We start from the raw sequence: 25574 nt of genomic DNA on the forward strand, positions 1-25574 counted from the left end.
TTACGTTAAGGTAAACCAAGTAATACGAGCGTATGAAACCACACGGTTAAGTTATTTTTTATGCAATAAATAGGTTTGACCTTTACCACTCATGGGGTTAATTTGATTGATTCGGGTGCATATCTATAGATATTTTTGCTTTATTTCCCGAGTTGTATCAGTCGAGGTTAGGGAGTGTAGTAATGAGCTTATATCATCCAAGTTTTGAGCGGGACAATTGTGGATTTGGCTTAATCGCCCAGATGGACGGTGAACCGAGTCACCGAATTGTACGTACCGCTATTCACGGCCTAGACCGAATGAAGCATCGTGGTGGTATTGCAGCAGATGGTCGCACCGGCGATGGCTGTGGTCTACTGATGCAATTACCGATTAATTTCTTCAAAGCGATTGCCGAAGAAAATGAGTGGCACCTTAGTCGTCGCTTTGCGGTGGGAATGCTGTTTCTCAGCCAAGATGCCATTTTAGCTTCTCAAGCCAAGCAGCTCATTGAGCAAGAGCTGCAGAAAGAGACCTTAAGTGTTGCAGGCTGGCGAGACGTACCAGTTAATAGCAACGTACTTGGCCCTATAGGTAAAGCTAGCCAACCACAGATCGTACAGGTGTTAATTAACGCCCCTATCGGTTGGCGAGAAAAAGATTTAGAGCGCCGCCTATATATGGCAAGGCGCCGAGTAGAACAACAGCTCACCCACGATAACGACTTCTACGTTGCCAGTCTTTCAGGCCAAGTTATCGTCTACAAGGGTTTGATGATGCCTGCGGATCTGCCCGCTTTTTATAGCGACTTGGCAGATATACGCTTGCAGAGTGCGATCTGTTTATTCCACCAGCGGTTCTCAACAAATACTTCACCTAAGTGGCCACTGGCTCAGCCATTAAGATACCTCGCGCATAACGGTGAGATAAACACCATCACTTGTAATCGCCAATGGGCAAGAGCCCGTGCTTACAAGTTTACAGCACCACTACTTGCCGATTTACAACAAGCCGCTCCTTTCGTAAATGAGACCGGCTCAGACTCTTCGTCCCTCGATAATATGCTTGATATGCTGCTAGCCGGCGGCATGGATTTATACCGAGCCATGCGTCTGCTTATTCCACCAGCATGGCAAAGTAATCCAGAAATGGATGAAGAGCTTAAAGCATTCTATGACTTTAACTCTATGCATATGGAACCTTGGGATGGACCCGCGGGCATCGTAATGACCAATGGCCGCCATGCGGCCTGCGCTGTGGACCGAAATGGTCTACGCCCGTCACGCTATGTCATTACCAAAGACCGGATTTTAACCTTAGGTTCAGAAGTCGGAATTTGGGACTACGGCCCCGATGAGGTGATAGAAAAAGGCCGAGTCGGTCCAGGAGAACTACTGGTTCTGGACACCTTAAATGGCCAACTTTACTCGTCGTTTGAGATCGATAACGACCTCAAACGTCGCCATCCCTATAAAGAATGGATGGCTAAAAACAGTAAAGTACTCAAGCCCGCCGAAGATTTTGGTCCAAATGAGCAAGGCAAGCGCGAGTTTAACGACGCTCAGCTGCTGCAATACCAAAAGCAGTTTGGCTATTCACGAGAAGAGCTCGAACAAATTATTTGGGTGCTAGCCCAAAAGGGTGAGGAAGCAACAGGCTCTATGGGTGATGACACACCTATGGCTGTACTATCAAAAAAGTCTCGCACCATCTATGACTATTTCCGTCAAAAGTTCGCCCAGGTGACCAACCCACCTATCGACCCTTTGCGAGAAAAGCATGTGATGTCACTGACCACTTGCGCGGGTCGTGAGCAAAACCTATTTAACGAAACCACAGGCCACGCTTATCGGGTAATGTTTAATTCGCCAGTGTTGCTATTTAGTGATTTCAACCAGCTGATGGCTCTCGATAGTACTTATTATCGCGCCAACACAGTTGACTTGAATTATGACCTCAGCGAAGGGCTAGAAGCGGCCTTGAAGCGCATCTGTGACGAAGCCGATCGCTTAGCTCGCTCCGGTACCACGTTGTTAGTGTTATCAGATCGCGCTACCGCCAAATCAAAGCAAGTGATCCCAGCAGCTATGGCTGTCGGCGCTGTGCAGCAGGTCTTAGTCAATAATAGTCTGCGCTGTGACACCAACATTATCGTAGAAACCGCATCGGCAAGGGATCCGCACCATTTCGCTGTTCTACTTGGCTTTGGCGCTACGGCGATTTATCCATATCTTGTTTATGAATGCATCTCCGATCTTGCAAAGCGTAACGGTGTTGAAAATACCCGCGACTTGATGCTCAATTTCCGTTACGGCATAGACAAGGGACTACGTAAGATCATGTCCAAAATGGGCATTAGCACCGTCGCATCTTATCGCTGTAGCCAACAATTTGAGGCCATTGGCCTTGCAGATGAAGTGGTCAAATTATGCTTTAACGGCGTAATTAGCCGTATTCAAGGGGCCAGCTTCAAACTAATAGAACAAGATCAGCAACTGCTTCATAAGCATGCCTTTAGAGCCCATCAACCATTGTCACAAGGTGGCTTACTAAAATATGTAGAAGGCGGCGAGTATCACTGCTTTAACCCTGATGTGGTTAATAGCTTACAAGCAAGCTTGCGAGATCAGGACTACCCCGCCTATAAGCGATTTGCAGAGCTTGTGGATAATCGTCCGGTAGCAACATTGCGTGACTTAATTGAAGTCAAAGGCGAACTTGCTCCGGTATCGATCGAAAAAGTAGAAGCGGCAAAAACCTTATACCCACGTTTCGACAGTGCGGCGATGAGCATTGGAGCACTCAGCCCCGAGGCACACGAAGCATTAGCAGTGGCTATGAACCGTTTGGGCGGCCGCTCCAACTCTGGAGAAGGCGGTGAAGATCCACGCCGCTTTGGCACCGACGGGAACTCTGCCATCAAGCAGATTGCATCGGGTCGATTCGGCGTTACCGCACATTACTTGGTTAATGCGGAAGTGTTACAGATTAAGGTCGCTCAGGGCGCAAAACCTGGCGAAGGTGGACAGCTTCCCGGTGACAAGGTCAGTGTCGAAATTGCCGCGCTGCGTAATGCTCGCCCGGGTGTCACGCTGATCTCTCCGCCGCCGCATCACGATATTTACTCCATCGAAGATTTAGCCCAGCTAATTTTCGACTTAAAACAGATCAATCCTAAGGCATTGGTATCAGTCAAGCTGGTCTCTGAACCCGGTGTCGGAACAATCGCTACTGGTGTGGCTAAAGCATACGCCGACATGATCACCATATCAGGATATGACGGCGGCACAGGGGCAAGCCCAATTACCTCGGTTAAGTATGCCGGTAGCCCTTGGGAGTTAGGTCTTGCCGAAGTGCATCAATCACTGGTTACTAATGGTCTGCGCCATAAAATTCGCCTACAAGTTGATGGCGGCTTAAAAACCGGCAAAGACGTTATCAAAGCCGCGCTTCTTGGCGCCGAAAGTTTTGGTTTCGGAACCGTGCCTATGATTGCCCTTGGTTGTAAGTATCTGCGTATTTGTCACCTGAACAACTGTGCCACTGGTGTAGCAACCCAAAATCAAAAGCTTCGTAATGAACATTATCACGGCCTACCTGAACGGGTAATGACATATTTTGAGTTTGTCGCTCAAGAGATCCGTGAGTACATGGCGGCACTGGGAGTTAGTGAGTTTGAACAGCTTGTCGGCAGAAGTGACTGGTTGGCGGCAATCGAAGGAGAAACGTCCAAGCAACAAAGCTTAGATTTAGCGCCGATCCTATATCGTCCACAGGTACCAGAAAGCTCTGCAGTCACTTGGCGTGAAATCAATCAGCCTTCAGACAAAGGCCAGCTAAATCAGCGCCTGGTAGCCGATTGCAAAGAAGCAGTAAGAGCTGGAGTGTCGATTTGTGAGATGTTTAATATCAACAATACCGACCGCTCTGTTGGCGCTAGCCTTTCAGGTTTCATTGCCACTCATGCTGGCCGTGACGGTGCCAAGGCCCCTATCACCTTGAAGTTTAACGGCAGCGCAGGCCAAAGCTTTGGGGTGTGGAATGTGCCCGGGCTTGAACTAATGCTCTGCGGTGATGCCAACGACTATGTGGGCAAAGGCATGTCTGGCGGTAAAATTTGTGTCTACCCGCCGCTTGGAAGCCCCTTTAAAAGTGAACGTTCAGCCATTTTAGGCAACACCTGTTTATATGGCGCTTCTGGCGGCAAGCTATTCGCGTCAGGTAAAGCTGGTGAACGTTTTGCTGTACGTAACTCAGGGGCTATTGCCGTTGTTGAAGGCTTAGGTGATAACGGCTGTGAATACATGACAGGCGGTATCGTTGTCGTGCTTGGCAAGACAGGGGTTAACTTCGGCGCGGGTATGACAGGCGGGTTCGCCTACGTATTTGACCAATTTGGCCGCTTTAACCGCCGGGTTAATACTGAGATGGTCGACACCCATAAAGTCCAGTCGCCGATTCAGCAACAACATTTACGCGACTTGATTGAACAACATGTTAAAGAGACTAATAGTGAACATGCCAAGATGATCTTAAGTGATTTTGAAAACTGGTTGGATTGCTTCATTTTGGTCAAACCTAAAAATGTTGAACTGAGCGATCTGTTGAAGTTAGAACAACCTGAACCTGCACTAGCAGTAATAGCGGGGTAATACCAAAATGAGCAATGATTTTCAGTTTCTTGAGGTTGGTCGTAAAGACCCAACTAAACACGCAGCCAAACAGCGTGCCACGCAGTTTATTGAGATTTATCAGCCTTTTGCCCAACCACAAGTAAAAGAGCAGGCTGACCGCTGTTTAGATTGCGGTAACCCTTATTGTGAATGGAAATGCCCACTGCACAACTATATCCCTAACTGGCTGCAACTAGCCAAACAGGGACGCATTATGGAGGCGGCCGACTTAGTCCATGAGACTAACACCTTACCCGAGATCTGTGGCCGTGTTTGCCCACAAGACAGACTCTGTGAAGGCGCCTGTACACTTAACGAAGAGTTTGGCGCTGTGACTATTGGTAATGTTGAAAAATACATTACCGACACCGCTATCTCACAGGGCTGGCGCCCGGACATGTCGAAAGTCACGCCGCGCAAAGAGCGTGTCGCTATTGTTGGCGCAGGTCCTGCAGGACTTGGCTGCGCCGATATCTTAGCCCGCAATGGTGTTAACGCTGTGGTGTTTGATAAAAACCCACAAATAGGAGGTCTACTCACCTACGGTATTCCATCATTTAAACTCGACAAAGAGGTGATGCAAGTTCGCCGCACTGTACTCGAAGGCATGGGCATCGAATTCAAGCTTGGGGTTACCGTAGGTATAGATCTCGACTTTAAGCAATTGATTGAAGAGTACGACGCCGTATTCCTAGGGATGGGTACCTATACAGCGATGAAGGCTAATCTGCCCGGCGAAGATGCTGATGGTGTGCATCAGGCGCTGCCTTACTTGATTGGCAACACTCATAATATTATGGGTACTGAGTGCTTAGACAATCCCTATCTCAGCCTTGAAGGTAAGCATGTTGTGGTTCTCGGCGGTGGAGACACCGCTATGGACTGTGTTCGCACTGCGGTGCGTCAGGGGGCTGCCCGAGTGACCTGTGCCTATCGCCGTGACGAGGACAATATGCCAGGTTCACGCCGTGAAGTGCAAAATGCCCGTGAGGAGGGAGTCGAGTTTCTATTTAACCGCCAACCGACGGCAATCAAAACTGACGATGGCAAAGTGGTTGGTATCGAATGTATCGAGACTCGATTAGGAGAAGCCGATGATAGTGGTCGCCGCCGCCCAGAGCCAATAGCGGGTAGCGAACAAGTATTAGATACCGATGCGCTTATCATCGCCTTTGGCTTTCAACCAAGTCCAGCAGCATGGTTAACGGAGCACAATATTGAACTTAATGAATGGGGCTTAGTGAAAGCACCAAAACTGGCCGACAATCCATTTCAAACCAGCAACCCTAAGGTGTTTGCTGGCGGCGATATGGTACGAGGTTCTGACTTAGTCGTTACAGCGATAGCTGAAGGCCGTGATGCGGCCATGGGCATTTTAAATTACTTAGAAGACTAACAGACAAAACAGAGTAAGCCAGCCGATTAAATCGGTTAATCCAATCGCCTCAAGATTGATTGAGCCTGCTGCAAAAGTTGCTTGTGTTTGTGCGCCCCAATGGGGCGCCTTTTTTTACCGACTCTTTCCCGCTATCAAACCCAATTTCCTAAGTCTAATAGGGTTCTCTAAAAGTAGCGCCGGTTACTCAAGTAAATCTCAGCCTTTTGCTCACAACCGCACCAATTCGATAACGATTACAGCTAAAACTAATTTTTATTCAAATTTAATTTGTAACTCATCTGACCTCAATGAATAAAATTGCAGCAGTCGATTTACTGACTAATAAACAATAACTTGCAAACACTTTGCTTCTGCCACAATTCGCAAAATAAAATCCGCGAGGTGCGTCACACTTTTGAATAAAGCTTGATCGTTACAACTCTAACCATTAGAGTTGTTATTAATTGAACGCTCAATCAACAATAAAAAATACAAAATAATAATAAAAATAACACCAAAAATAACATTCAATCACTGTACTCAGGAATTTGCTCTTTATGCCGCGCCCGCCAATGAAAACCGTTCGACAGCAACAACTCATCGAAGCCACTTTAGTCTCTGTTGAGCGCCACGGTTTACATAACACCACTATCAATACTATTAGCGGTTTAGCCGGTTTATCTTCTGGACTCATCAGTCACTACTTCGGTGGCAAACAGGGCCTGATTGAAGCAACGCAAAAGTATCTCTTAGAACAACTTAAACAAGCCTTACTTAGTCGCACCTCTGGCAAATCTATGCTGCCGCTAGAAAGGCTACATGCTATTGTTGAAGCCAACTTCACCGAGTTACAGCGCTCAAGACCCGCAACAAAAACCTGGCTAAGTTTTTGGTCACAAGCCATGCATGAGCAAGGCCTTGCCAGACTACAACACATCAATAGCCAACGTTTATATAGCAACCTCTTGTTCTCTTTCAAAAAACTTCTTCCTAAAACCCAAGCCATTACCGCAGCCAAGCAAACCGCTGCAATGATCGATGGTTTCTGGCTACGCAGTGCCTTAAGCCCTACCCCGGAGAAAGAGTTCCAACAGGCCCAAATTCTATCTAAAGCCTTTATCGAGGCAGTGATCATGCAGTACGGAGAAACCCGATGTCACTAGTCGTTTATGCCAATTATATCCACGGCAAAGCCCTCAGAAATACCACAGGTGAAACCTTCGAAGTCATCAATCCAGCCAATGGAGAAGTGAGTTATTTAGTCGAAGTCGCCGACGATAAGATTCAACAAGCCGCTATCGAAAGTGCTAAAGCCGGCTTTGAAACCTGGTCGAAGATGACCGCAATGGAGCGAAGCCGCATTTTACTCAAAGCCGTGGAACTGCTTCGTCAGCGTAACGATGAGCTCGCCGCCATTGAAGTTCAAGACACGGGCAAGCCTTGGCAAGAGGCCTCGGTGGTCGATGTTGTCACTGGAGCGGACTCTATCGAGTTTTTTGCTGGTCTTGCCCCAAGCATCGAAGGCAACCAACAAAGCGTAGGCGATGATTTTTATTACACTCGCCGCGAGCCTTTGGGGATTTGCGCCGGCATTGGCGCATGGAACTACCCGCTGCAAATAGCTTGTTGGAAGTCAGCTCCCGCACTCGCTTGCGGTAATGTGATGATATTTAAACCTTCGGAAGAAACCCCCCTCGGTGCATTAAAGCTGGCTGAGATCTTTACCGAAGCAGGCGTACCTGATGGTGTGTTTAACGTCGTTCAAGGCGATGGTCGCGTTGGCGCTTGGCTAACCAATAATGACCACATAGCCAAAGTATCATTCACAGGTGAAGTCGGTACCGGCAAGAAAGTAATGGCCGCCGCGGCAAGCTCACTCAAAGAGGTCACCATGGAGCTAGGCGGTAAGTCACCGCTAATCATCTTCAATGATGCCGATATCGACAACGCGGTATCCGCAGCCATGTTAGGCAACTTCTACACCCAGGGTGAGATCTGCACTAACGGTACCCGCGTTTTTGTGCAACAAGATATCTACCCACAGTTTATCGAAAAGCTAGTTAACCGCACTCAAAACAATATCGTTTGTGGTGATCCTATGGATCCAGACACTAATTTTGGCGCGCTAATCTCTAAGGCTCACCAAGACAAGGTGCTGAGCTATATTGAGATAGGTAAACAACAAGGCGCCGAGCTGCTTATCGGTGGCCACGCCCTTAAGCCTGAAAATAGCCCTAATGGCTTTTTTGTTGCACCTACCATTTTTGGTAACTGCACTGATGAGATGACCATAAGCAAAGAAGAGATTTTTGGCCCGGTGATGTCAGTACTGCCCTTTAGCGATGAAGAAGAAGTGGTTCGCCGCGCTAACGATACCCGTTTAGGGCTTGCAGCTGGTGTATTTACTCAAGACATCACCCGCGCTCACCGAGTGATTCATCAGATGCAAGCCGGTATTTGCTGGATAAATGCCTATGGCGCCTCCCCTGCCGAAATGCCAGTGGGTGGTTACAAGATGTCAGGCATTGGCCGTGAAAATGGCAGCGAGACCCTAAAAGCTTACACCCAAATCAAAGCCGTATATGTAGGTATGCAGCCTCTTGAAAGTCCATTTTAAGGAGCTGATATGACCACAACTAATCCACAATACGACTATATTATCGTTGGTGCAGGTAGCGCTGGCTGCGTATTAGCTAACCGCTTATCGGCCGACTCGAATAACCGTGTGCTATTACTTGAAACGGGTGGCAGCGATAAGAGCATCTTTATCCAGATGCCAACGGCATTATCGATCCCCATGAACACTAAGAAGTACGCTTGGCAATTTGAAACCGATGCCGAGCCTTACCTGGATAATCGCCGTATGCACTGCCCACGAGGCAAGGTGTTAGGTGGCTCTTCATCGATTAACGGCATGGTGTATGTACGCGGCCATGCTCGTGATTTCGATGAATGGCAGCAACAAGGTGCAAAAAACTGGGATTACGCTCACTGCTTGCCCTACTTCAAAAAAGCCGAAAGCTGGGCGTTTGGCGAAGATGACTACCGCGGCGGAAATGGCCCTTTAGGAGTCAACAACGGCAATAATATGAAAAACCCGCTCTACAAAGCCTTTGTAGCAGCAGGTATTGACGCCGGTTACTTAGCCACTAACGACTACAATGGTGCACAGCAAGAGGGCTTTGGCCCTATGCATATGACGGTTAAAAATGGCGTACGTTGGTCAACGGCTAACGCCTACCTAAGACCTGCTATGAAGCGTGAAAACCTAACCGTTATCACTCATGCTCAGGTACACAAGGTGCTGTTTTCAACCAAGCAAGGCGAAGCTAACAAAGCCGTAGGTGTACGCTTTGAGCGTAAAGGCAAGATGTTAGAGGTTAATGCCAATAAGGAAGTGGTGTTATCGGCAGGCTCAATTGGGTCGCCACATATCTTACAACTCTCTGGTATTGGCGCAGCAGACACCTTAGCCAAGGCTGGTATTGAGCAAATACACGAGCTGCCTGGTGTGGGTGAAAACTTGCAAGATCACCTCGAGTTTTACTTCCAGTTTAAGTGCCTTAAGCCTATATCGCTTAACGGCAAACTAGACCCACTGAATAAATTGTTTATCGGCACTCGCTGGATCCTGAACAAATCGGGCCTAGGCGCGACCAATCATTTCGAATCTTGTGGCTTTATTCGCTCAAAAGCGGGACTAGAGTGGCCAGATCTGCAATATCACTTCTTGCCAGCTGCTATGCGATACGACGGTAAAGAGGCCTTTGCAGGACATGGGTTTCAGGTGCATATAGGGCATAACAAGCCTAAGAGTCGCGGCAGTGTCAAAGTCATCTCAGATGATCCTAAGCAGGCACCTAGCATTCTATTTAACTACCTGTCTCATCAAGACGATATCGAAGGTTTCCGCGCCTGCGTTCGCTTAACACGAGAGATCATCAACCAGCCAGCGCTAGATGAATTCCGCGGTGAAGAGATCCAACCAGGAATGAGTGTAGAAACCGATGAGCAGATAGACAGTTTCGTAAGAAGTGCGGTTGAAAGTGCCTACCACCCCTCTTGCACCTGCAAGATGGGAGAAGATGCAATGGCAGTGGTGGACTCAGACACCCGAGTACATGGAATACAGAGTCTTAGGGTGGTTGATTCTTCAATTTTCCCGACCATTCCAAACGGTAACCTTAACTCGCCAACCATCATGTTAGCCGAGCGTGCCGCCGACTTAATCTTAGGTAACACACCACTGGCGCCAAGCACTGCCGAAGTGGTTATTAGCCAAGATTGGCAACAACAGCAAAGACAACGACCACCAGCAAGGTAATCGCTTTGGCTTAACTCATGCAGCTTAGCTCATGCACAAGCGCATCAGTGCTGTACATGGGCTAAGCCAAGCCCCTCCACAAACGAGATGAAGATGTTCGGCAATCCTTATGCCGCCTCTTCAAACTGTTTACGTATAGGTAGCCAGCCTAAGCCACTGCGGCTAAATGGCATTAATCGCCACGTTTAATTTATCAAACCTTAACTGTCGTAAAAGCGGCAATTAAGGCTTGAGGGATTTTTGCAGCCAAAATTTGGCTGAAAGCGGGCATAACGATAATAAAAACAAGGATCAAACCATGTTAAATAAACAAAAGTTAGGAGCTCAATAATGACTACCTGGCTAACTATAGGGATATTATTTACTTTCGCCGCCATTGCCTTTGTGATTTATCGCTGGGGTAACGTCAAGTGTATCGGTGTCACGCCAGTGCGCACCTTTACCTTTATCGCCATCCTATTTACCTCGGGGTTGGATGTTGGCTTGATCATGTTCCCGCTAACGGAGTTTGCTGGTTATGCAGACTTAAGCGCGAGCCCTGAGTACGGCTTTACTAATCCATTAGCGATTGAGTTTGGTTTCTGGGCATTTTTAATCTGGGCATTTTACTTCTTAACCTGTTTCTATTTTTGTGTGATAGAGCCAAGAGTGAAGTTCTTCGAGATCCCAGTGATTAAGTTTATTAATAACTTAGTGATTATCGGTACCTGTGCCTTTACCGCTTACCTGTTATTAACCAACTTACCTTGGTACCTGCCCGAGATGGGCGATGGTGAGTCGATAGTCAGCAGCTTCTATCTGATCGTATTTGTGATTATTGCCGCCGCTGTCTACTCAAGTACTAGCATACGTTATGTGCGTATTCTTAGCTTAGCCAGCACTTGGTTATTCTTAGGCCTTATCGTATTAATGTGGGCCGGTGCCTTTATGTCAAAAGAGTCCGGTGTGGGCGAGTTTGTAAACACCTTCGCCTTGATTGGCGACTACTTTGGCAATATCCACCACTTCGTACTGCCGATGAATGATTACCATGAGTTCTACCTATTCTGGTGGTTTGCTTGGAGCATCATGATTGGTCAGTTCACATCACGCTTTGTCGGCGGCCTGAAGACCTACCAAGTACTGATTGCCATGATGGTGTTCCCATCCTTGCCAATCGCCGTATGGTTTACCGTTTTGTACTACTACAGCGCCAATGAGATCGCCACAACAGGCTTCTATAACCTTGCTATGGTGATGGTTGGAATTACCTTTGTTGTTAACTCGCTCGACTCGTTAATTCGTCTGTACACCGACAACCTCAACCTGACCGTTGAACGCTTCGGCAAGACGAAATACATCATAGGCAACCTTGCCTTAATGAGTGGTCTCACTCTGTTATTCCAGCTTAACTTCTTAGAAATCCAGTGGGTTGGCGCCCTAGCTATTGGCCTAATTTTAGGCTGCTTTGGTTACATAATGGTGACGAAATACAAGAAAGTGGCCGCGATTGAGCGTTCACCAACCGAAAACAAAATCGACTTTAGCAAAATTGAATTAGCTAACTAAAAAGAAACAAAGGAAAAGAAAGACAAATGATGAAAACAATAATTAAAAATCTTGCGCTACTGGGTCTAATCGCATTGCCAACAACGGCAATGGCTAACGTGAGCTCAACCATTAATGCCACTTCTGATTACACCTTTAACGGTGTGAGTCAAACAGATAACGGCCCAGCATTACAAGCTAGCCTAGATTATGCTGCCGATGCAGGCTGGTATGTGGGTACTTGGGCATCAAACGTTGATTACGGCTCTGGGGATGACACTTGGCTAGAGCTCGACTTTTATGGCGGTATGTTCTTTCAACTAAGCGAAAGCGTGTCACTGGATGCCGGTATCGCTTACTACACTTATCACGGCGATTCATTCTCAGATGAGTATCAGTACCCAGAGGTTTACACTAAATTTGGTTATGGCTCATCTGCTGGTCAAACAGAGCTCAACTTCTGGTACACATGGGATTACTTCGGTGTGGACGCGGGTCATTATATCATGATGGCTGCGCACACATTTACCATAGCAGAAGGCCATGATATCCGTATCAGCTTTGACCGCTCAACTTCTACCGACGAAAACAAGTGGTCTTGGGATGGCGATAAAGCCTATAACCATTACCGCGCCGAGTACATGACTAGCTGGAAAGGGTTTGACTTTAACCTAGCGGTTGAGGATACCAGCATGGACATAGATACCGCCGATACGCGCGCGGTACTGTCTGTAGCAAGAACCTTTAACTTCTAAAGGGCTTAAGGCTTGCGCCTAGCATAATTAGTGCGGTATAACGCCTGTCGTTATAGCGCACTTTTTATTGCTGTTATAGCGATCACTCAACAATACTAATCAGTACAACAACACCGGCACAGTTTTTTTGACCAAGGAAGACAGATGGAAAAGTACGAACAATTATTGATTTCACTGCGCCGAGTGATCCGAGCCATCGATATCCATTCTCGTCAACTCAATAAGCAATCTGGTTTGACTGGGCCGCAGTTGATGGTAATGCAAAATATCGCTCAGTTAGAAACGCCATTGGCAAAAGAGATAGCCAAGGAGGTTGCCTTAAGTCCTGCCACTGTCACCACCATTATCGATAGGCTAGAAAGTCGAAAACTGGTAATTAGAACGCGTAGTGAAACCGATAAACGCAAAGTCCACCTATCGCTAAGTGAAACAGGATTAGCGCTATTAAGCGACTCTCCTAAGCCATTGCAAGAACACTTCATTACCCGCTATCAAAATCTTGAACAGTGGGAGCAAAGCCAGCTGTTATCGTCAGTAGAGCGCATTGCCGCCATGATGGACGCCGAAGAGCTCGACGCCGCGCCAGTGCTGTTGGTTGGGCAGATCCAAGCCGATGAACAAACTTAACAGATGCCTGCTCTAACACTAATTAATAGGAAGTAAGGCTTAATGTCATAAAGCTACTGTAGGGATCCTGCTTATAATCCCCAAATGGCTCACACTCTTTAAAGCCAAACTGCTGATAGAGTTTACGGGCTGGAATGAAGGCGGCCATTGAACCAGTCTCAAGGCTGAGTCTTTGGTAACCGCGTAATCTCGCCTCACTGATAATATGATCCAACAGCATTTGGGCGACACCTTGGCGAAGAAACTTGTTCGATGTGCGCATCGATTTGATTTCACCATGAGCCGTGTCTAACTGCTTGAGTGCGCCGCAGCCTGCCAGTTCATCTTTGCGCCATAGGCTCCAAAAGCTGACATCGTCAGCTTCTAGCCCAGACACATCGAGCGCATGCACACTTTCTGGCGGGGAATGAGATGCCATATCTTCATGATGTGCCTGTAATAAAGCTAACACCTGTGTGTCACGTAATAAGCCTAGTTTAATCTGCATTGCTCTCTCACTCTTACTCTAGATCTAACTTTATACACTCGCCATGGTGGATTCAGTCAGTTCTCACCCACTCACCTAGCCTTCTATGCTCAAAGCCGCCTAAAGTCTTTGATAAAATTGGTATAGGCTTTTAGCGCCTCATCCTTTTTCATCGACTCACCATGCCCTGTATCAGCAAGTATGGTTAAAGTTTTGTTTGCGCTAGCTGATGCATCATAAAGCGCTTGAGAAAATTCAATAGGCGTCGTTGAATCATCATCTCCTACCAGCAACAACAGTGGCGCATGATAATGTTTAACTAACTCAATATTATCGATTGTTGTTAACTCAGTCGCTACTGTAACTGTTGAGAACAGTTTGCTCCAGCTTGGCACAACATTGTCGACTAATTCAGGGACCGAGCTAATAGCACCGTCTAAAACTAACGCATCAATGCCTCGTTGATTAGCGGTATAGCTAGCGAGTAAAGACCCCATCGACAAACCATGAATCACTGTAGGAAGAGTAGAAGGAAGGTTATCAGTAGCGAAGTCAAATACGGCGAGAGCATCTATTTGCATATCCTTCACGGTTAACGCTTCTTTTTTTTCACTGACCCCAGTGCCACGATAATCAAACCAGATAACGTTGACGGGTAATGAGGCAAACTTCCTGAGGATCCCTGATGAAGTGCTAATTTTCATACCGCTACCACCAAAAAATATTAGGTTTGCAAGGGCCTCTTCATGCAATAGCTGAATTCCTTTTAGTGTTAAGCCATCATGGGTGGTCAGTGATACGGCAGTGACTTCAATAGCCGCATCACTTAAGGTTAACTCAGACTTTATTGCGGCTAAATTCAGATTTTTTTCGACAACATCATCTTGATAAATAAATGTATCTGGCGTGATATTGATGGAGCAACCCGTTAGCAATAGCATTGCTAAAAATGAAAAAGCTTTAGTCATAAAACATTCCTTGTTTATGTAAATCCAAACACTCGCTATGAGCCCGTATACGTCAAACCTAACACTGTGGTTGAGTCCATCTATTCACAACCTTAATTCATAATCAAGTCATTACTAATATTATGAGGACTCTTCAAGTTCATCTAACTTTCAAAGTTTATTCAGTCGTCACTTTAGCGCCCAGCGAGAGTAAAACTCACAAAGAGCTGGCATAGCCTCGCCCTACCTCTCATCTTATCTTCAAGGCTTTTTCACTAACGCCTAGTGCCGTGGTATATTAGCGCCCATATTCATTCAGGTAGTTAAAAAGGTCATTTAATGAAAATCGGTATTATTGGCGCTATGGAGCCAGAAGTTGCACACTTAATTGAGTCGATGGCAAACCCAAGCTCTACCACCATCGCCGGTATCGAGTTTGTTGCAGGTCAGCTTGCGGGTAAGGAAGTTATCGTCACTCGCTCTGGTATTGGTAAAGTCACTGCCAGTGTTGCGACTACGCTACTTATCGAAAAGTATGCACCTGATACAATTATTAACACAGGTTCTGCTGGCGGCTTCGTCGACGCTCTAGCCATTGGCGATATCGTGATTTCATCTGAAGTGCGTCACCACGATGTTGACGTGACGGCTTTCGGTTATGAGATCGGTCAGATGGCGCAGCAACCTGCAGCGTTTATTCCTGACGCTAAGCTTGTGAGCGCTGCGCAAAAAGCAGTTGCGAGCCTAGGCGAAGTTAAGGCTATCGAAGGCCTAATCTGTACTGGCGATAGCTTTATTTGCGATCCTGTGCGCACTAAGACCATGCTTGAGAACTTCCCAACTATGGCTGCTTGTGAGATGGAAGGTGCAGCAATTGCTCAGGTTTGTCATCAGTTTGGCGTACCGTTTGTGGTTATCCGCTCACTGTCAGATAATGCTAACAACGACTCACCAGTAGATTTTGACGAGTATATTGTTAAAGCGGGTCATCACTCGGCGTTGATGGTTATCGCACTACTTGAGCAACTTTAAACTAAATAGTTTCTCCCTCTGACTTAACTCTCTGTTCAAGTAACTGTTTTAAGTAAAGAGTGCAACACAAGGAAAGCGCGACATTATGGTTCCAGAGTTTACTAAAATCTTCTCTCAAGATAGTCAGCTTTACATTGGAGCCTTGGTGTTATTGGTGGCCGTTTTATTGGCACGAATCGCCCCATTGCCGCGCAGCCTACAGCCACTTGAGTGGTTATCTCAAGTGGCTAAAAACCTAAGTGCTAAAGCGAACCATGTTGACCGCGCGCCTTCGCAGCAGTTAATCGCAGGCACCTTAGCTATGTTGCTACTTATCATCCCCTTTTGGGCGGTGATTAGCTTCTTAATCGAATTGGCTGAATTCCCCTGGTTCTTCGAGACCATCATTATCTACCTTTGTTTGCAAGACGATCATTTTAGGTATATTGCCAACGAAACGGCTATCGCTTTAAAACGCGATAATAAGCCCCGAGCTCGTAGCTTATTGCAGCCTTGGTTAACCCGCAGCACAGTGTCGCTTTCCAATGTAGGTTTGTGTAAGGCTGCCATAGAAAGGCTGTCAACCACCTCAACATATGGCACGGTTTCGGCCATCTTGTTTTACGCTATCGGCGGTGTGCCTCTGCTTATCGTCGCCAGAATGATTAAACAGCTCGAGTCCTGCTGGCCAGTCTATAATCCTGCGTTTCATTTTTTTGGTATGCCCGTCTATGCCTTGAGCACCCTGTTCCACTTTCTTCCGGCAAAATTATGGAATTTAAGCCTAGCAATCCAAGGTGGCCCTAAAAGCCTCGCTACGCTGTTTTTCCCAAAAGTAAATGCAACTCCCTTAAACGAATATCAAACCTGCGAAGTTGTCGCCAGCGCATTGAGTATCGAACTTGGTGGGCCAGTTAAGTTTAAACAGACTCAGGTAGACATGCCTAAGATCACTTATGGAGATCTTCCCGATGAGCAGTCCCTTCTCAGAGCGATAAAACTCAACTCCATTGCCTTTAGCCTATGGGCACTGGCTATCATTATCTTACCCACTATTTGGGGACTTTTACGAGTGATGCAGGGCTAGCTAAGTGTTATAAACAGTCGGTGTTGAATTCTATTTAACAATGTCATTTTAGCGCTGCTTATTTGTCCATAGGATTGTAATCATCTTGTATAAATTATTGGCATTGGTATTATCCCTAAAACTCTTGTGTTGACTCGTTTAAGGGCTGAATCCATTGTTCGATAATATCCATGTTTCGCTAACTACGCCTGCCTTGCTCTTTCCGGCAATCTCTTTGCTATTACTGGCTTATACCAACCGTTTTTTTGCTTTAGCGGCACTTATTCGTAACTTGAGTAATGATGGTAAACCAATTCATAACAGCCAGTTAAAGAATCTTCGTCAAAGGATCAGCATCATTAGGCGCATGCAGGAATCTGGCGCTTTAAGCTTCGCTCTATGCGTGTTATGTATGATTTTTATCTACATTGGCTTTAACAAGGTGGGCGCTTTTATTTTTGGTTGCAGCCTATTTTTACTGCTCTATTCATTATTACTATCGGTTATTGAGATCCGTATTTCGGTCGACGCCCTCAACATTCACCTTGAAGAGATGGATAAATGATCGACTGGATCTACTTCTTTGACTTGTGTGGTACCGCGGTATTTGCACTTTCAGGTGCATTAGCCGCTGGCAGACACAAGATGGACCCTTTTGGGGTGCTAGTGTTAGCTTCAGTTACCGCTATCGGTGGCGGTAGCATTCGCGACGCCCTGTTAGGCACCACTCCTGTTTTTTGGATCCAAGACCATAATTACATCACGGTTATTTTAGTCACCGTGGCTTTAACCTTTATTTTTGTCCGTAAACCTAAACGAGTCCCCCGCTATATTTTGCCTGTGGCCGATGCCCTAGGTTTAGCGCTTTTTACTGTGATTGGTGTAGAAAAAGCGCTAAATTTAGAGCTCAATGGCATGACAGCCGTCGTGATGGGGTTAATCACTGGCGTTGGCGGTGGTATTATTCGTGACTTACTCTGCCAGCAAGTACCTATGGTACTGCGCACTGAGATCTACGCCACCGCTTCAATAATGGGGGGGATCTGTTACACCATTAGCCTTCATTGGGGAGCGGCCGATATGTTTGCCTTATTATTTGCAATGAGTACTGCACTCGTGATTAGATTAGCCGCTATTCGTTGGCACTTATCGTTACCCGCTTTTGATTTAAAGACACCACAATAATGAGATTAGCTTTATTTAGTTTTTTACTTGTACTCTTTAGCTTTCCGGCTCTCGCTAATATCGGCGATATGCCTAAAGAGCAGCAGCTCGCGATTAAATATATTCAAGCGCTAACTCATCAAGACTATTCAAGCCTAAGTGGTTTTTATAATCGTGACAGTGTGTTTAACGACCGGACCGCCGGACGTAAATACACCGGCAGACGCCATATTCTCCAATTCTTGAAACGCGCTCATCGTGGTGTACTCGAATATAACTTTAATATCGAGCATATGTTTAACTCTGGCTCCTTAGTCGTGCTTATCGGTAACTACCGCTACAAAGGACCGGGGGAGCTCTTTGGTAAGCCTGGACGCATTATTGACATCGCCATTCCCGGTGTGACGACACTGCGCTTAGATATGACTCATGAAAGAGTTAAAGAACATCAAGATTTGATGGATTATCAAACCATGTCAGATCAACTCTCCGTTCAGTAATCGCCAAACCAGCTTAAAGCGCTAAACAGCAATGCAGCAATCGCAAGCTTATAGCCATTACTAATCTACCTAGTTCACAAATTCACCCTACTACAGGAAACTTTTTCTCACTTACGTGTCAAAGTATTAAGTACCTTATCTGTAGTAGGTTGTTATGAGTTTTAATAACGCGCTTCGCTCTTTGATTATCTTTTCCACGCTAGCTGCTGTCTCTACTTTTGCTCTCGACCAACCTATCGTGGTCTCTTTTGCCGATCAGCCTATTAATAAGTTCAATCAGAAACTTGAGCTTGCTCAGCAACAACAACGCAGCTGGAGTCAGTTGCCAGAGTCGATTTCCGCCCACTATGCAGGCAGCAGTTTTCAGCTAGCCAAAGTCAAGAAGTACCAAGGCAAAGTAGTGACTTATAATGTCAGTGGTGCCAGTGAGCAGCATCCTAAAATGCTATTGATCCTATCGATGGAAAAGCAGAAAAATCGTTGGAAGTTAGATGCGGCGAGATTAACTTGGCAATGTAAAAACGGCCTGCACTTTGGTACAGACCGTTGTTCGGATAACCACTAGCCGTTTAGGCTTAGTCGCTAGTGCTTAAGCTCTCTGACTGAAACTCAAGAGTTAAGCTGGGCAGCTTAAACTAAGGTGATCTTAGCGAATTTGCGCTTACCCACTTGGAATACCGCAGTGATACCTGCGTTTAATTGTAAGCGAGTATCTTCTATCTTATCGCCATCAATCTTAGCCGCACCTTGCTTAATCATACGCATAGCATCAGATGTAGAGTTCACTAAGCCTGCTTCTTTTAGCAAGTTAGCAATCGCAATACCTTCACCAGCAGCAATTTCTAACTCTTCAATATCGCTAGGGATTGCACCTTTTTGGAAGCGGTTGATAAACTCATTGTGTGCAGCTTCTGCCGCAGCTTCGTCATGGAAGCGTGCAATGATCTCTTTCGCTAGTGCGATTTTCACATCACGTGGGTTAGCACCTGCTTCTACGTCAGCTTTAAACTGCTCAATCTCGCTCAATGGACGGAAAGACAGTAGCTCGAAGTAACGCCACATCAAATCATCAGAGATTGACATGATCTTACCGAACATCTCACCAGCAGGCTCACTCACACCAATGTAGTTGTGAGCAGACTTAGACATCTTCTTAACACCGTCTAAGCCTTCAAGCAGTGGCATCATGATCACTGTTTGTGGCTTCTGGCCTGCAGACTTTTGCAGTTCACGACCCATTAGAAGGTTGAACTTCTGATCGGTACCACCTAGTTCAACGTCAGCCTCTAGTGCAACTGAGTCGTAACCTTGTAGCAATGGATACATGAATTCATGAATAGCAATTGACTGACCAGAACCGTAACGCTTCTTAAAGTCGTCACGCTCCATCATACGTGCAACGGTTTGCTGTGAAGCAAGACGGATCATGCCTGCGGCGCCGAGAGGCTCTAGCCAAGTAGAGTTAAACTCGATACGGGTCTTAGCAGGATCTAAAATCTTATAAACCTGCTGTTTATAAGTTTCAGCATTGGCAAGCACCTGTTCACGAGTTAAAGGTGGACGAGTGCTGTTCTTGCCACTAGGGTCACCGACCATACCAGTGAAGTCACCAATCAAGAAGATCACTTCATGACCTAGCTCTTGGAAAGTACGCATCTTGTTCAAAATAACCGTGTGGCCAAGATGAATATCAGGTGCGGTTGGGTCAGCGCCAAGTTTAATTTTTAACGGGCGACCTTCTTTCAACTTCTCCAGTAGATCCGCTTCGAGTAAAATCTCGTCGGTGCCACGTCTTATTTCTGCTAATGCTTGCTCTAAATCAGCCATATCGGCGGTTACTCCTGGGAGCCTAATCAAAAAAATATGGGCACTCATGTTACTTGTTAGCAAGCACAAATGAAAGTGTGTACACTAAAGGGATCACTAAGAAAGGGCTAATTTGGTATCAAGGTCAATGGGAAAGGTTATAACTTTATTTAAATTACTGCCGAAATTACATCAAATGCTCTTGTGCGGTCTATTTTTTGTCACGTTAATTATTATCTTAATGCCATCGGATAACGTGCAAGCATCCAAACAAACGCCATCAGCCAACGGTGAATATGACGTTAATACCCGTTATAGCGTGCCGTTAGCTTTTAGAACTCCCACGGCTCCGGCGGCAGAATTAAGTGACACAAATCCAGAGCATCGTAAACGTCCAGCTCAACTTGCGCCGGCATCAAGCAAAACTACTGAGCAGGATCCACAACAAGTGAAGCCTGAACCCAGTGTAGTTGCAGCGAAAAAACTCAATGAAAAACGTTTTCAAGTTAAAAGTGGCGACACCTTAGCGGCGCTATTTGAACGCGCAGGCCTTAGCGCTAAAGATGTCTATGATGTCACCCAACTGCCTAAAGCGAAAAAGAATCTATTAAAAATTATGCCCGGCGATAACTTAGTTATCGCTAAGAGCGAAGATGGAAAACTGGTTCAGCTTAGATATCATCTCGACAAAATTACCACGCTTATCGTTGATAACGGCGAAAATGGCTATCAAGAGTCAATCGTTAAGAAAACCGTTGAAGCTCGCTCTAAATTTGCCAACGCCACTATTGAAAATAACTTTTGGAACGCCGGGGTAAATGCAGGACTGACACCAAACCAAATCATGCAACTGGCCACCATTTTTGGCTGGGATATCGACTTTGCCTTAGATCTGCGAAAAGGCGATCAATTTGCGATGATATTTGAAGAAGAGTACGCCGATGGTGTTTTCTTAAAAAACGGTAATATCCTCGCAGCTGAATTTACCAATCAGGGCGACCGTTACACCGCGGTTCGTTATAAAGATGGTAACTACTATTCAGAAGAGGGCCGCAGCATGCGTAAAGCCTTCTTACGCTCGCCAGTTGACTTTAAATATGTGAGTTCAAGCTTTAACCCACGTAGACTTCACCCGGTAACGGGCCAAGTTAAAGCCCATCGTGGTGTTGACTATGTGGCAGCCGTTGGTACACCAATTAAGGCCGCTGGTAATGGCCGAGTCATCAAGTCTAGCTATAACCAATACAATGGTAACTACGTGTTTATTAAGCACAACGATACCTATACCACTAAGTACCTGCACTTGACTAAACGTAAGGTAAAGACCGGACAATCTGTTAAACAGGGGCAGATTATTGGTACCCTTGGCTCTACAGGCCGAGTTACGGGTCCGCACCTACACTATGAATTCATCGTCAATGGCGTACACCGTAATCCTCGCACCATCAAGCTGCCAAAATCTGAGCCTATTGCAAGCAAAGAGAAAGCCCAGTTTGCTAAGCTTAGTGCAACAATGATGGCTGAACTTGAACATAACAAACAGGTGCAGATCGCAGCGCAATAGCGCTGTATTTACTCGGTGCGATTTATAGGGTCTTTATAGGTTTAATGCCATGAATAACAGTTATTACGTAGGCTTAATGTCAGGCACCAGCATGGACGGTGTCGATGCGGTTCTAGTTAGCTTTGAAGGCGAGAAACCAAGTCTTATCGCCTTTCATACAGAGGAACTTCCAAAAGCGCTATTAAGCAGCTTGCAAAAGCTTTGCTTGCCGGGAAATGATGAGATAAACCGTCTCGGTCACTTAGATCGCAGCATGGGCAAGCTCTTCGCCAAAGCGGTCAACGCCCTGTTGGCAGCAGCCAATATCGAAAAATCACAAGTCATAGCTATTGGCAGCCATGGCCAAACCGTACGTCATATGCCTAACCTTGAGATGGGCTTTACCCTACAGATTGGCGATCCCAACACCATTGCCGTTGAGACGGGTATCGATGTTATTGCCGACTTTAGACGCAAAGATATCGCTCTTGGTGGCCAAGGTGCCCCGCTAGTTCCCGCTTTTCATCAGCATGTATTTGCCAGCCCTAACCACAAACGCATCATCCTTAATATTGGCGGCATTGCCAATGTGACCTACCTGCCAGGTAATAATGAGGATGTCACAGGTTTTGATACCGGACCTGGAAATGGATTAAGTGATGCGTGGATCCAACATCAGTTAAGTCAGCCCTATGACAAGGATGGCGCCTGGGCAAAATCCGGCACAACAGATCAAAAAATGTTGCAGCACCTGCTGTCACACCCTTATTTTGCTCTCGCCGCGCCAAAGAGCACAGGTCGAGAACTTTTCAATCAAGCTTGGGCTGAGCAGCAGCTATCGGAATTTGGCTACTTAAGTGAAGCTGATATTCAATCTACCCTCCTCGACTTAACCTGCTACAGCATAGCCAACGATGCACTTAAGTTATCGGAAAATGGTGAACTATATGTATGTGGTGGTGGCGCCTACAACAGTGAGTTAATGCACCGATTACACAAACTCCTGCCTAACTATAAGGTGGTGACAACCTCAGAGCTTGGTATGGACCCGCAGTGGGTCGAAGGGATTGCATTTGCCTGGTTGGCAATGCGCTATCATCAAGGTCTACCTGGTAACCTGCCGGCGGTAACCGGCGCTTCAAGAGAAGCCATCCTAGGCTCTTTCTACCCAGCCAACTAATCATCATTAGCCAGTAATATTCAATACTACTGGCTAACCTTGTGGCTTAACATCCAGCTCAAGCCTAACGATAAACCCTAACGATAAACCCTAACGATAAACCAATCTAGTACAGCAACTTATGCTGTAGCCTAATCACATCACGTTTGTAATTTTGCGATAACGTCATCAGTTGGCTATTACGATATTCGATACTACTGGCTAACCCTGTGGCTTAACATCCAGCTCAAGCCTAACGATAAACCCTAACGATAAACCAATCTAGTACAGCAACTTATGCTGTAGCCTAATCACATCACGTTTGTAATTTTGCGATAACGTCATCAGTAAGCTGTTTCGGTTAGCCACATAGGTCATAGCGCCCGAGCGTGGAATACTGCCCGACGGTAACTTCAAAATAGGCGTAATTAGCCCAGTGTTAAAACGCCAAAAGTTGATCAACTGAAAACCACTACGGCTGTTTCTAAAATAAATGCCTTTATCGGTCGCCACCCAGTTATAGCCTTCGCCGAAATTATTGCCACTGATCAACTCGCTTGGCTGGCCTGGATTAGCTAAAGAGAGCATCCACAATCCGCTTTTTCCAAGCTGAGTAAAGACTAACTTATCAGCGGCAATCATCTTGCCTAACCGCATATCTATAGGGCTTATGACCTTGGGTAAGCGGTTATCTAGATAAAACTCAGTGATACCATCTTTACTGCTCGCCAGCACCATCTGATCATTCCAGCCCCAGCTTGGGCGGTTATGATCTAAATAGGGGGTAGCAAGAATACTAATATTGGAGGTCTTCATATCCAGCACATGAATTTTGTTGCCTTCATTTTTGTCATCGGGCGCAAGGAAAGCCACCTTAGTGCCATCATGGGACCAACTAGGATAAGCCACCCTGCGCTTAAGATCTGTGTGCTGTCGCCTTTGCTTGCCATCAGCATCGCTTGACCAGATTTCGTTAAAGCCGGTTTCATTAGAGACATAAACAATACGCTGAGTAACAGAAGAATAATCGGGGTTTCGGTAGCTGTATTCCACCTGTAGCAGTGGGAAGGTTGCGGTTGGAATAGACTGCTCTAATGCAAATGAAGCGACCTGATAGTCACGCATATAATTGGAATAGACCACTTCATCACTATTGGGAATAGAGCGGGGATAACTCATGCCTTCCACTTCCAGTGGCTGGATCTGCTTGTCATCTATCCCCACTATGTAACCATTTCTTACCCCGGAATTTTCGGTGCTAAAAATCAAACGCTCACTGTCTTGATGCCAACTAATACCACGAATATCTTCTAAGCCAAAGGTTAAACGCCGCTCCTCTCCAGTTTCGGTATGCAGTAGAAAGATATCTTCCGAGATATTACCAAAGCGCCTAGCCACTGCGAGCCAACTGCCATCGGGACTAAAAGCCGCATCGCGATCTCGGTAACTACAGTTTTCTTTGCAGGATAAACGCTTAGGAATACTGTCGTCTCGATTTAAAGCCAACTCATACAGACCCGAGCCAAATCCTTCGTCGGCATCCCAGATATAAACCAAACGACTGCCATCTGGCGCGACATCAATAGCTGAGCTATAGGTGAAACATTGCCCCAACTTAAGTGCTTCGTTACTGTCTAAATTGAGTTTAGTCAGGTAACACTTATCTTCACTCCTATGCTCTGAACCATAATACAGTGCGCTGCCATCAGGACTCCATACGGCTCGGATCTCCGCAGACTTAGTCGATGTCAGTCGCTTGGGGCTTTCGGTTGGGTTTTGCAGATCTTTAAGGTAAAGGCTCGCATACCTATTACTGCCACGACTGCCATAAACAAGCCAACGACCATCGGGGGAAACTGCGGGGTAAAGCTCTGAGCCAGCTGCAGTGGTTAAATTCAACTTAACCGTTGGGACATAGCGAATGCTGTCTTGATACAAATGGTAACCCCAAGCTACAGCAATTAGGGCTAAACAAAGACTTGCTGCCAGCAGCAAGCGTCGATTTACGACAGTCAACCGAGTGATTGTAAATTGCGCTTGCTGAAATAAGTCTGGCTCATCCACCAGATCCGCATCATTAAACTTAGGTTCGAGCAGTAAGCGATAACCCATCTTACGAACTGTTTCAATGGCTTGTTCGCCACCAGCATCGAGACCGAGTTGTTTGCGTAGATGCCAGATAGCATTGGTTAGCGCTTTACTACCCACATAGCTATTACCTTCCCAGATATTGTCAATCAGCTCCTCACGGGTGACAACCTTCGGGTACTGCCGCGCAAGGTAGCTTAATACTTCAATAAATTTGGGCTGAATAGAGACTTTTTTAATGCTATTGCTATCGCTGCTCGCGTCATAAAAATTAAGGCTATTATCGCTAGGATTGACCTCACAACGACCGAGCTTAAATACCGCTTCTTTTCTTATCTCTATCATCCCAACCCCATTTTTTGCTTATCTTTTTTATATCGACAGTGACAAAGCCATCAAGAGTTCACATCTATTCAACATAGACAAAGCAAACCACACGCCCCCAAAAGATACACTAAACCAATGAAAATATGAACAATAGAGATTAAATAGACATATAAACAACAAAGAAACGACCCGCAATCGATTGCCGCCAAGTTACAAATTAATTACAAATGAACT

Annotated in this window: 20 protein-coding genes; 16 read left to right on the top strand and 4 right to left on the bottom strand. The window is 46.1% G+C overall.

Annotated features, from left to right (window positions below; translation table 11 throughout):
* The first annotated feature begins 182 nt into the window (after window positions 1-182).
* The 8 genes from gltB to K5Q73_RS10305 all read left to right on the top strand — a co-directional run bounded on the left by gltB (window position 183) and on the right by K5Q73_RS10305 (window position 13263).
* Window positions 183-4631 carry a glutamate synthase large subunit gene (gene gltB / locus K5Q73_RS10270; protein ID WP_220764331.1) on the top strand — a complete coding sequence of 1483 codons (4449 nt, stop codon included), beginning with the start codon at window positions 183-185 and terminating at the stop codon, window positions 4629-4631.
* Window positions 4632-4638: 7 nt separating this feature from the next.
* The gene (locus tag K5Q73_RS10275) at window positions 4639-6048 is read left to right on the top strand and encodes an FAD-dependent oxidoreductase (protein ID WP_220764329.1); all 1410 of its coding nucleotides are present in this window, start codon (window positions 4639-4641) and stop codon (window positions 6046-6048) included.
* 539 nt (window positions 6049-6587) lie between these two features.
* Entirely contained in the window at window positions 6588-7193 is a 606-nt protein-coding gene (betI, locus tag K5Q73_RS10280) for a transcriptional regulator BetI (RefSeq protein ID WP_220764327.1), read from the top strand.
* Window positions 7184-8647 (top strand): betaine-aldehyde dehydrogenase, encoded by a 1464-nt coding sequence (gene betB, locus K5Q73_RS10285; RefSeq protein ID WP_220764325.1) that lies wholly within the window; start codon window positions 7184-7186, stop codon window positions 8645-8647. The genes betI and betB overlap by 10 nt, the downstream gene beginning before the upstream one ends.
* A 9-nt stretch (window positions 8648-8656) precedes the next feature.
* Complete coding sequence (gene betA / locus K5Q73_RS10290; protein WP_220764323.1) at window positions 8657-10354, top strand: choline dehydrogenase; 1698 nt, start codon at window positions 8657-8659, stop codon at window positions 10352-10354.
* Between the two features lie 330 nt (window positions 10355-10684).
* Window positions 10685-11902, top strand: a complete 1218-nt coding sequence (locus K5Q73_RS10295) for a BCCT family transporter (RefSeq protein ID WP_220764314.1) — start codon at window positions 10685-10687, stop codon at window positions 11900-11902.
* Between the two features lie 29 nt (window positions 11903-11931).
* A complete protein-coding gene (locus tag K5Q73_RS10300) occupies window positions 11932-12636 on the top strand; it encodes a TorF family putative porin (protein ID WP_220764465.1) in 705 nt (234 codons plus the stop codon).
* 144 nt (window positions 12637-12780) lie between these two features.
* On the top strand, window positions 12781-13263 hold the full coding sequence (locus K5Q73_RS10305) for a MarR family winged helix-turn-helix transcriptional regulator (protein ID WP_220764313.1): 483 nt from the start codon (window positions 12781-12783) through the stop codon (window positions 13261-13263).
* 22 nt (window positions 13264-13285) lie between these two features.
* Here K5Q73_RS10305 and K5Q73_RS10310 read toward each other — a convergent pair whose 3' ends face one another.
* Both K5Q73_RS10310 and K5Q73_RS10315 read right to left on the bottom strand, forming a co-directional pair.
* Window positions 13286-13750: a GNAT family N-acetyltransferase gene (locus K5Q73_RS10310; RefSeq protein WP_220764303.1), complete on the bottom strand. Its 465-nt coding sequence runs from the start codon at window positions 13748-13750 to the stop codon at window positions 13286-13288.
* 89 nt (window positions 13751-13839) lie between these two features.
* Complete coding sequence (locus K5Q73_RS10315; RefSeq protein ID WP_220764301.1) at window positions 13840-14697, bottom strand: alpha/beta hydrolase; 858 nt, start codon at window positions 14695-14697, stop codon at window positions 13840-13842.
* A gap of 318 nt (window positions 14698-15015) precedes the next feature.
* Here K5Q73_RS10315 and mtnN point away from each other — a divergent pair, with 318 nt between their 5' ends.
* From mtnN to K5Q73_RS10345, 6 genes are all read left to right on the top strand, one after another.
* The gene (gene mtnN, locus K5Q73_RS10320) at window positions 15016-15708 is read left to right on the top strand and encodes a 5'-methylthioadenosine/S-adenosylhomocysteine nucleosidase (RefSeq protein ID WP_220764299.1); all 693 of its coding nucleotides are present in this window, start codon (window positions 15016-15018) and stop codon (window positions 15706-15708) included.
* 85 nt (window positions 15709-15793) lie between these two features.
* Complete coding sequence (locus tag K5Q73_RS10325; protein WP_220764297.1) at window positions 15794-16774, top strand: cobalamin biosynthesis protein; 981 nt, start codon at window positions 15794-15796, stop codon at window positions 16772-16774.
* 166 nt (window positions 16775-16940) lie between these two features.
* Window positions 16941-17318 (top strand): DUF2721 domain-containing protein, encoded by a 378-nt coding sequence (locus K5Q73_RS10330; RefSeq protein WP_220764463.1) that lies wholly within the window; start codon window positions 16941-16943, stop codon window positions 17316-17318.
* A complete protein-coding gene (locus K5Q73_RS10335; RefSeq protein WP_220764295.1) occupies window positions 17315-17938 on the top strand; it encodes a trimeric intracellular cation channel family protein in 624 nt (207 codons plus the stop codon). Before K5Q73_RS10330 ends, K5Q73_RS10335 begins: the two co-directional genes overlap by 4 nt.
* Entirely contained in the window at window positions 17938-18417 is a 480-nt protein-coding gene (locus K5Q73_RS10340) for a nuclear transport factor 2 family protein (protein WP_220764293.1), read from the top strand. Before K5Q73_RS10335 ends, K5Q73_RS10340 begins: the two co-directional genes overlap by 1 nt.
* Window positions 18418-18571: 154 nt before the next feature.
* Window positions 18572-18982 carry a hypothetical protein gene (locus tag K5Q73_RS10345; protein ID WP_220764285.1) on the top strand — a complete coding sequence of 137 codons (411 nt, stop codon included), beginning with the start codon at window positions 18572-18574 and terminating at the stop codon, window positions 18980-18982.
* A gap of 65 nt (window positions 18983-19047) precedes the next feature.
* Here the strand turns inward: K5Q73_RS10345 and tyrS are convergent, their stop codons facing one another.
* Window positions 19048-20244, bottom strand: a complete 1197-nt coding sequence (gene tyrS / locus K5Q73_RS10350) for a tyrosine--tRNA ligase (protein ID WP_220764283.1) — start codon at window positions 20242-20244, stop codon at window positions 19048-19050.
* Between the two features lie 127 nt (window positions 20245-20371).
* Here tyrS and K5Q73_RS10355 point away from each other — a divergent pair, with 127 nt between their 5' ends.
* Window positions 20372-21787, top strand: a complete 1416-nt coding sequence (locus K5Q73_RS10355; protein WP_220764275.1) for a peptidoglycan DD-metalloendopeptidase family protein — start codon at window positions 20372-20374, stop codon at window positions 21785-21787.
* Window positions 21788-21836: 49 nt separating this feature from the next.
* Window positions 21837-22946 carry an anhydro-N-acetylmuramic acid kinase gene (locus K5Q73_RS10360; protein ID WP_220764273.1) on the top strand — a complete coding sequence of 370 codons (1110 nt, stop codon included), beginning with the start codon at window positions 21837-21839 and terminating at the stop codon, window positions 22944-22946.
* A 261-nt stretch (window positions 22947-23207) separates the two neighbouring features.
* Here the strand turns inward: K5Q73_RS10360 and K5Q73_RS10365 are convergent, their stop codons facing one another.
* Entirely contained in the window at window positions 23208-25358 is a 2151-nt protein-coding gene (locus K5Q73_RS10365) for a winged helix-turn-helix domain-containing protein (protein WP_220764271.1), read from the bottom strand.
* Window positions 25359-25574: the final 216 nt, after the last annotated feature.

The organism is Shewanella sp. MBTL60-112-B2 (genome assembly GCF_019655055.1).
Lineage (GTDB): Bacteria > Pseudomonadota > Gammaproteobacteria > Enterobacterales > Shewanellaceae > Shewanella.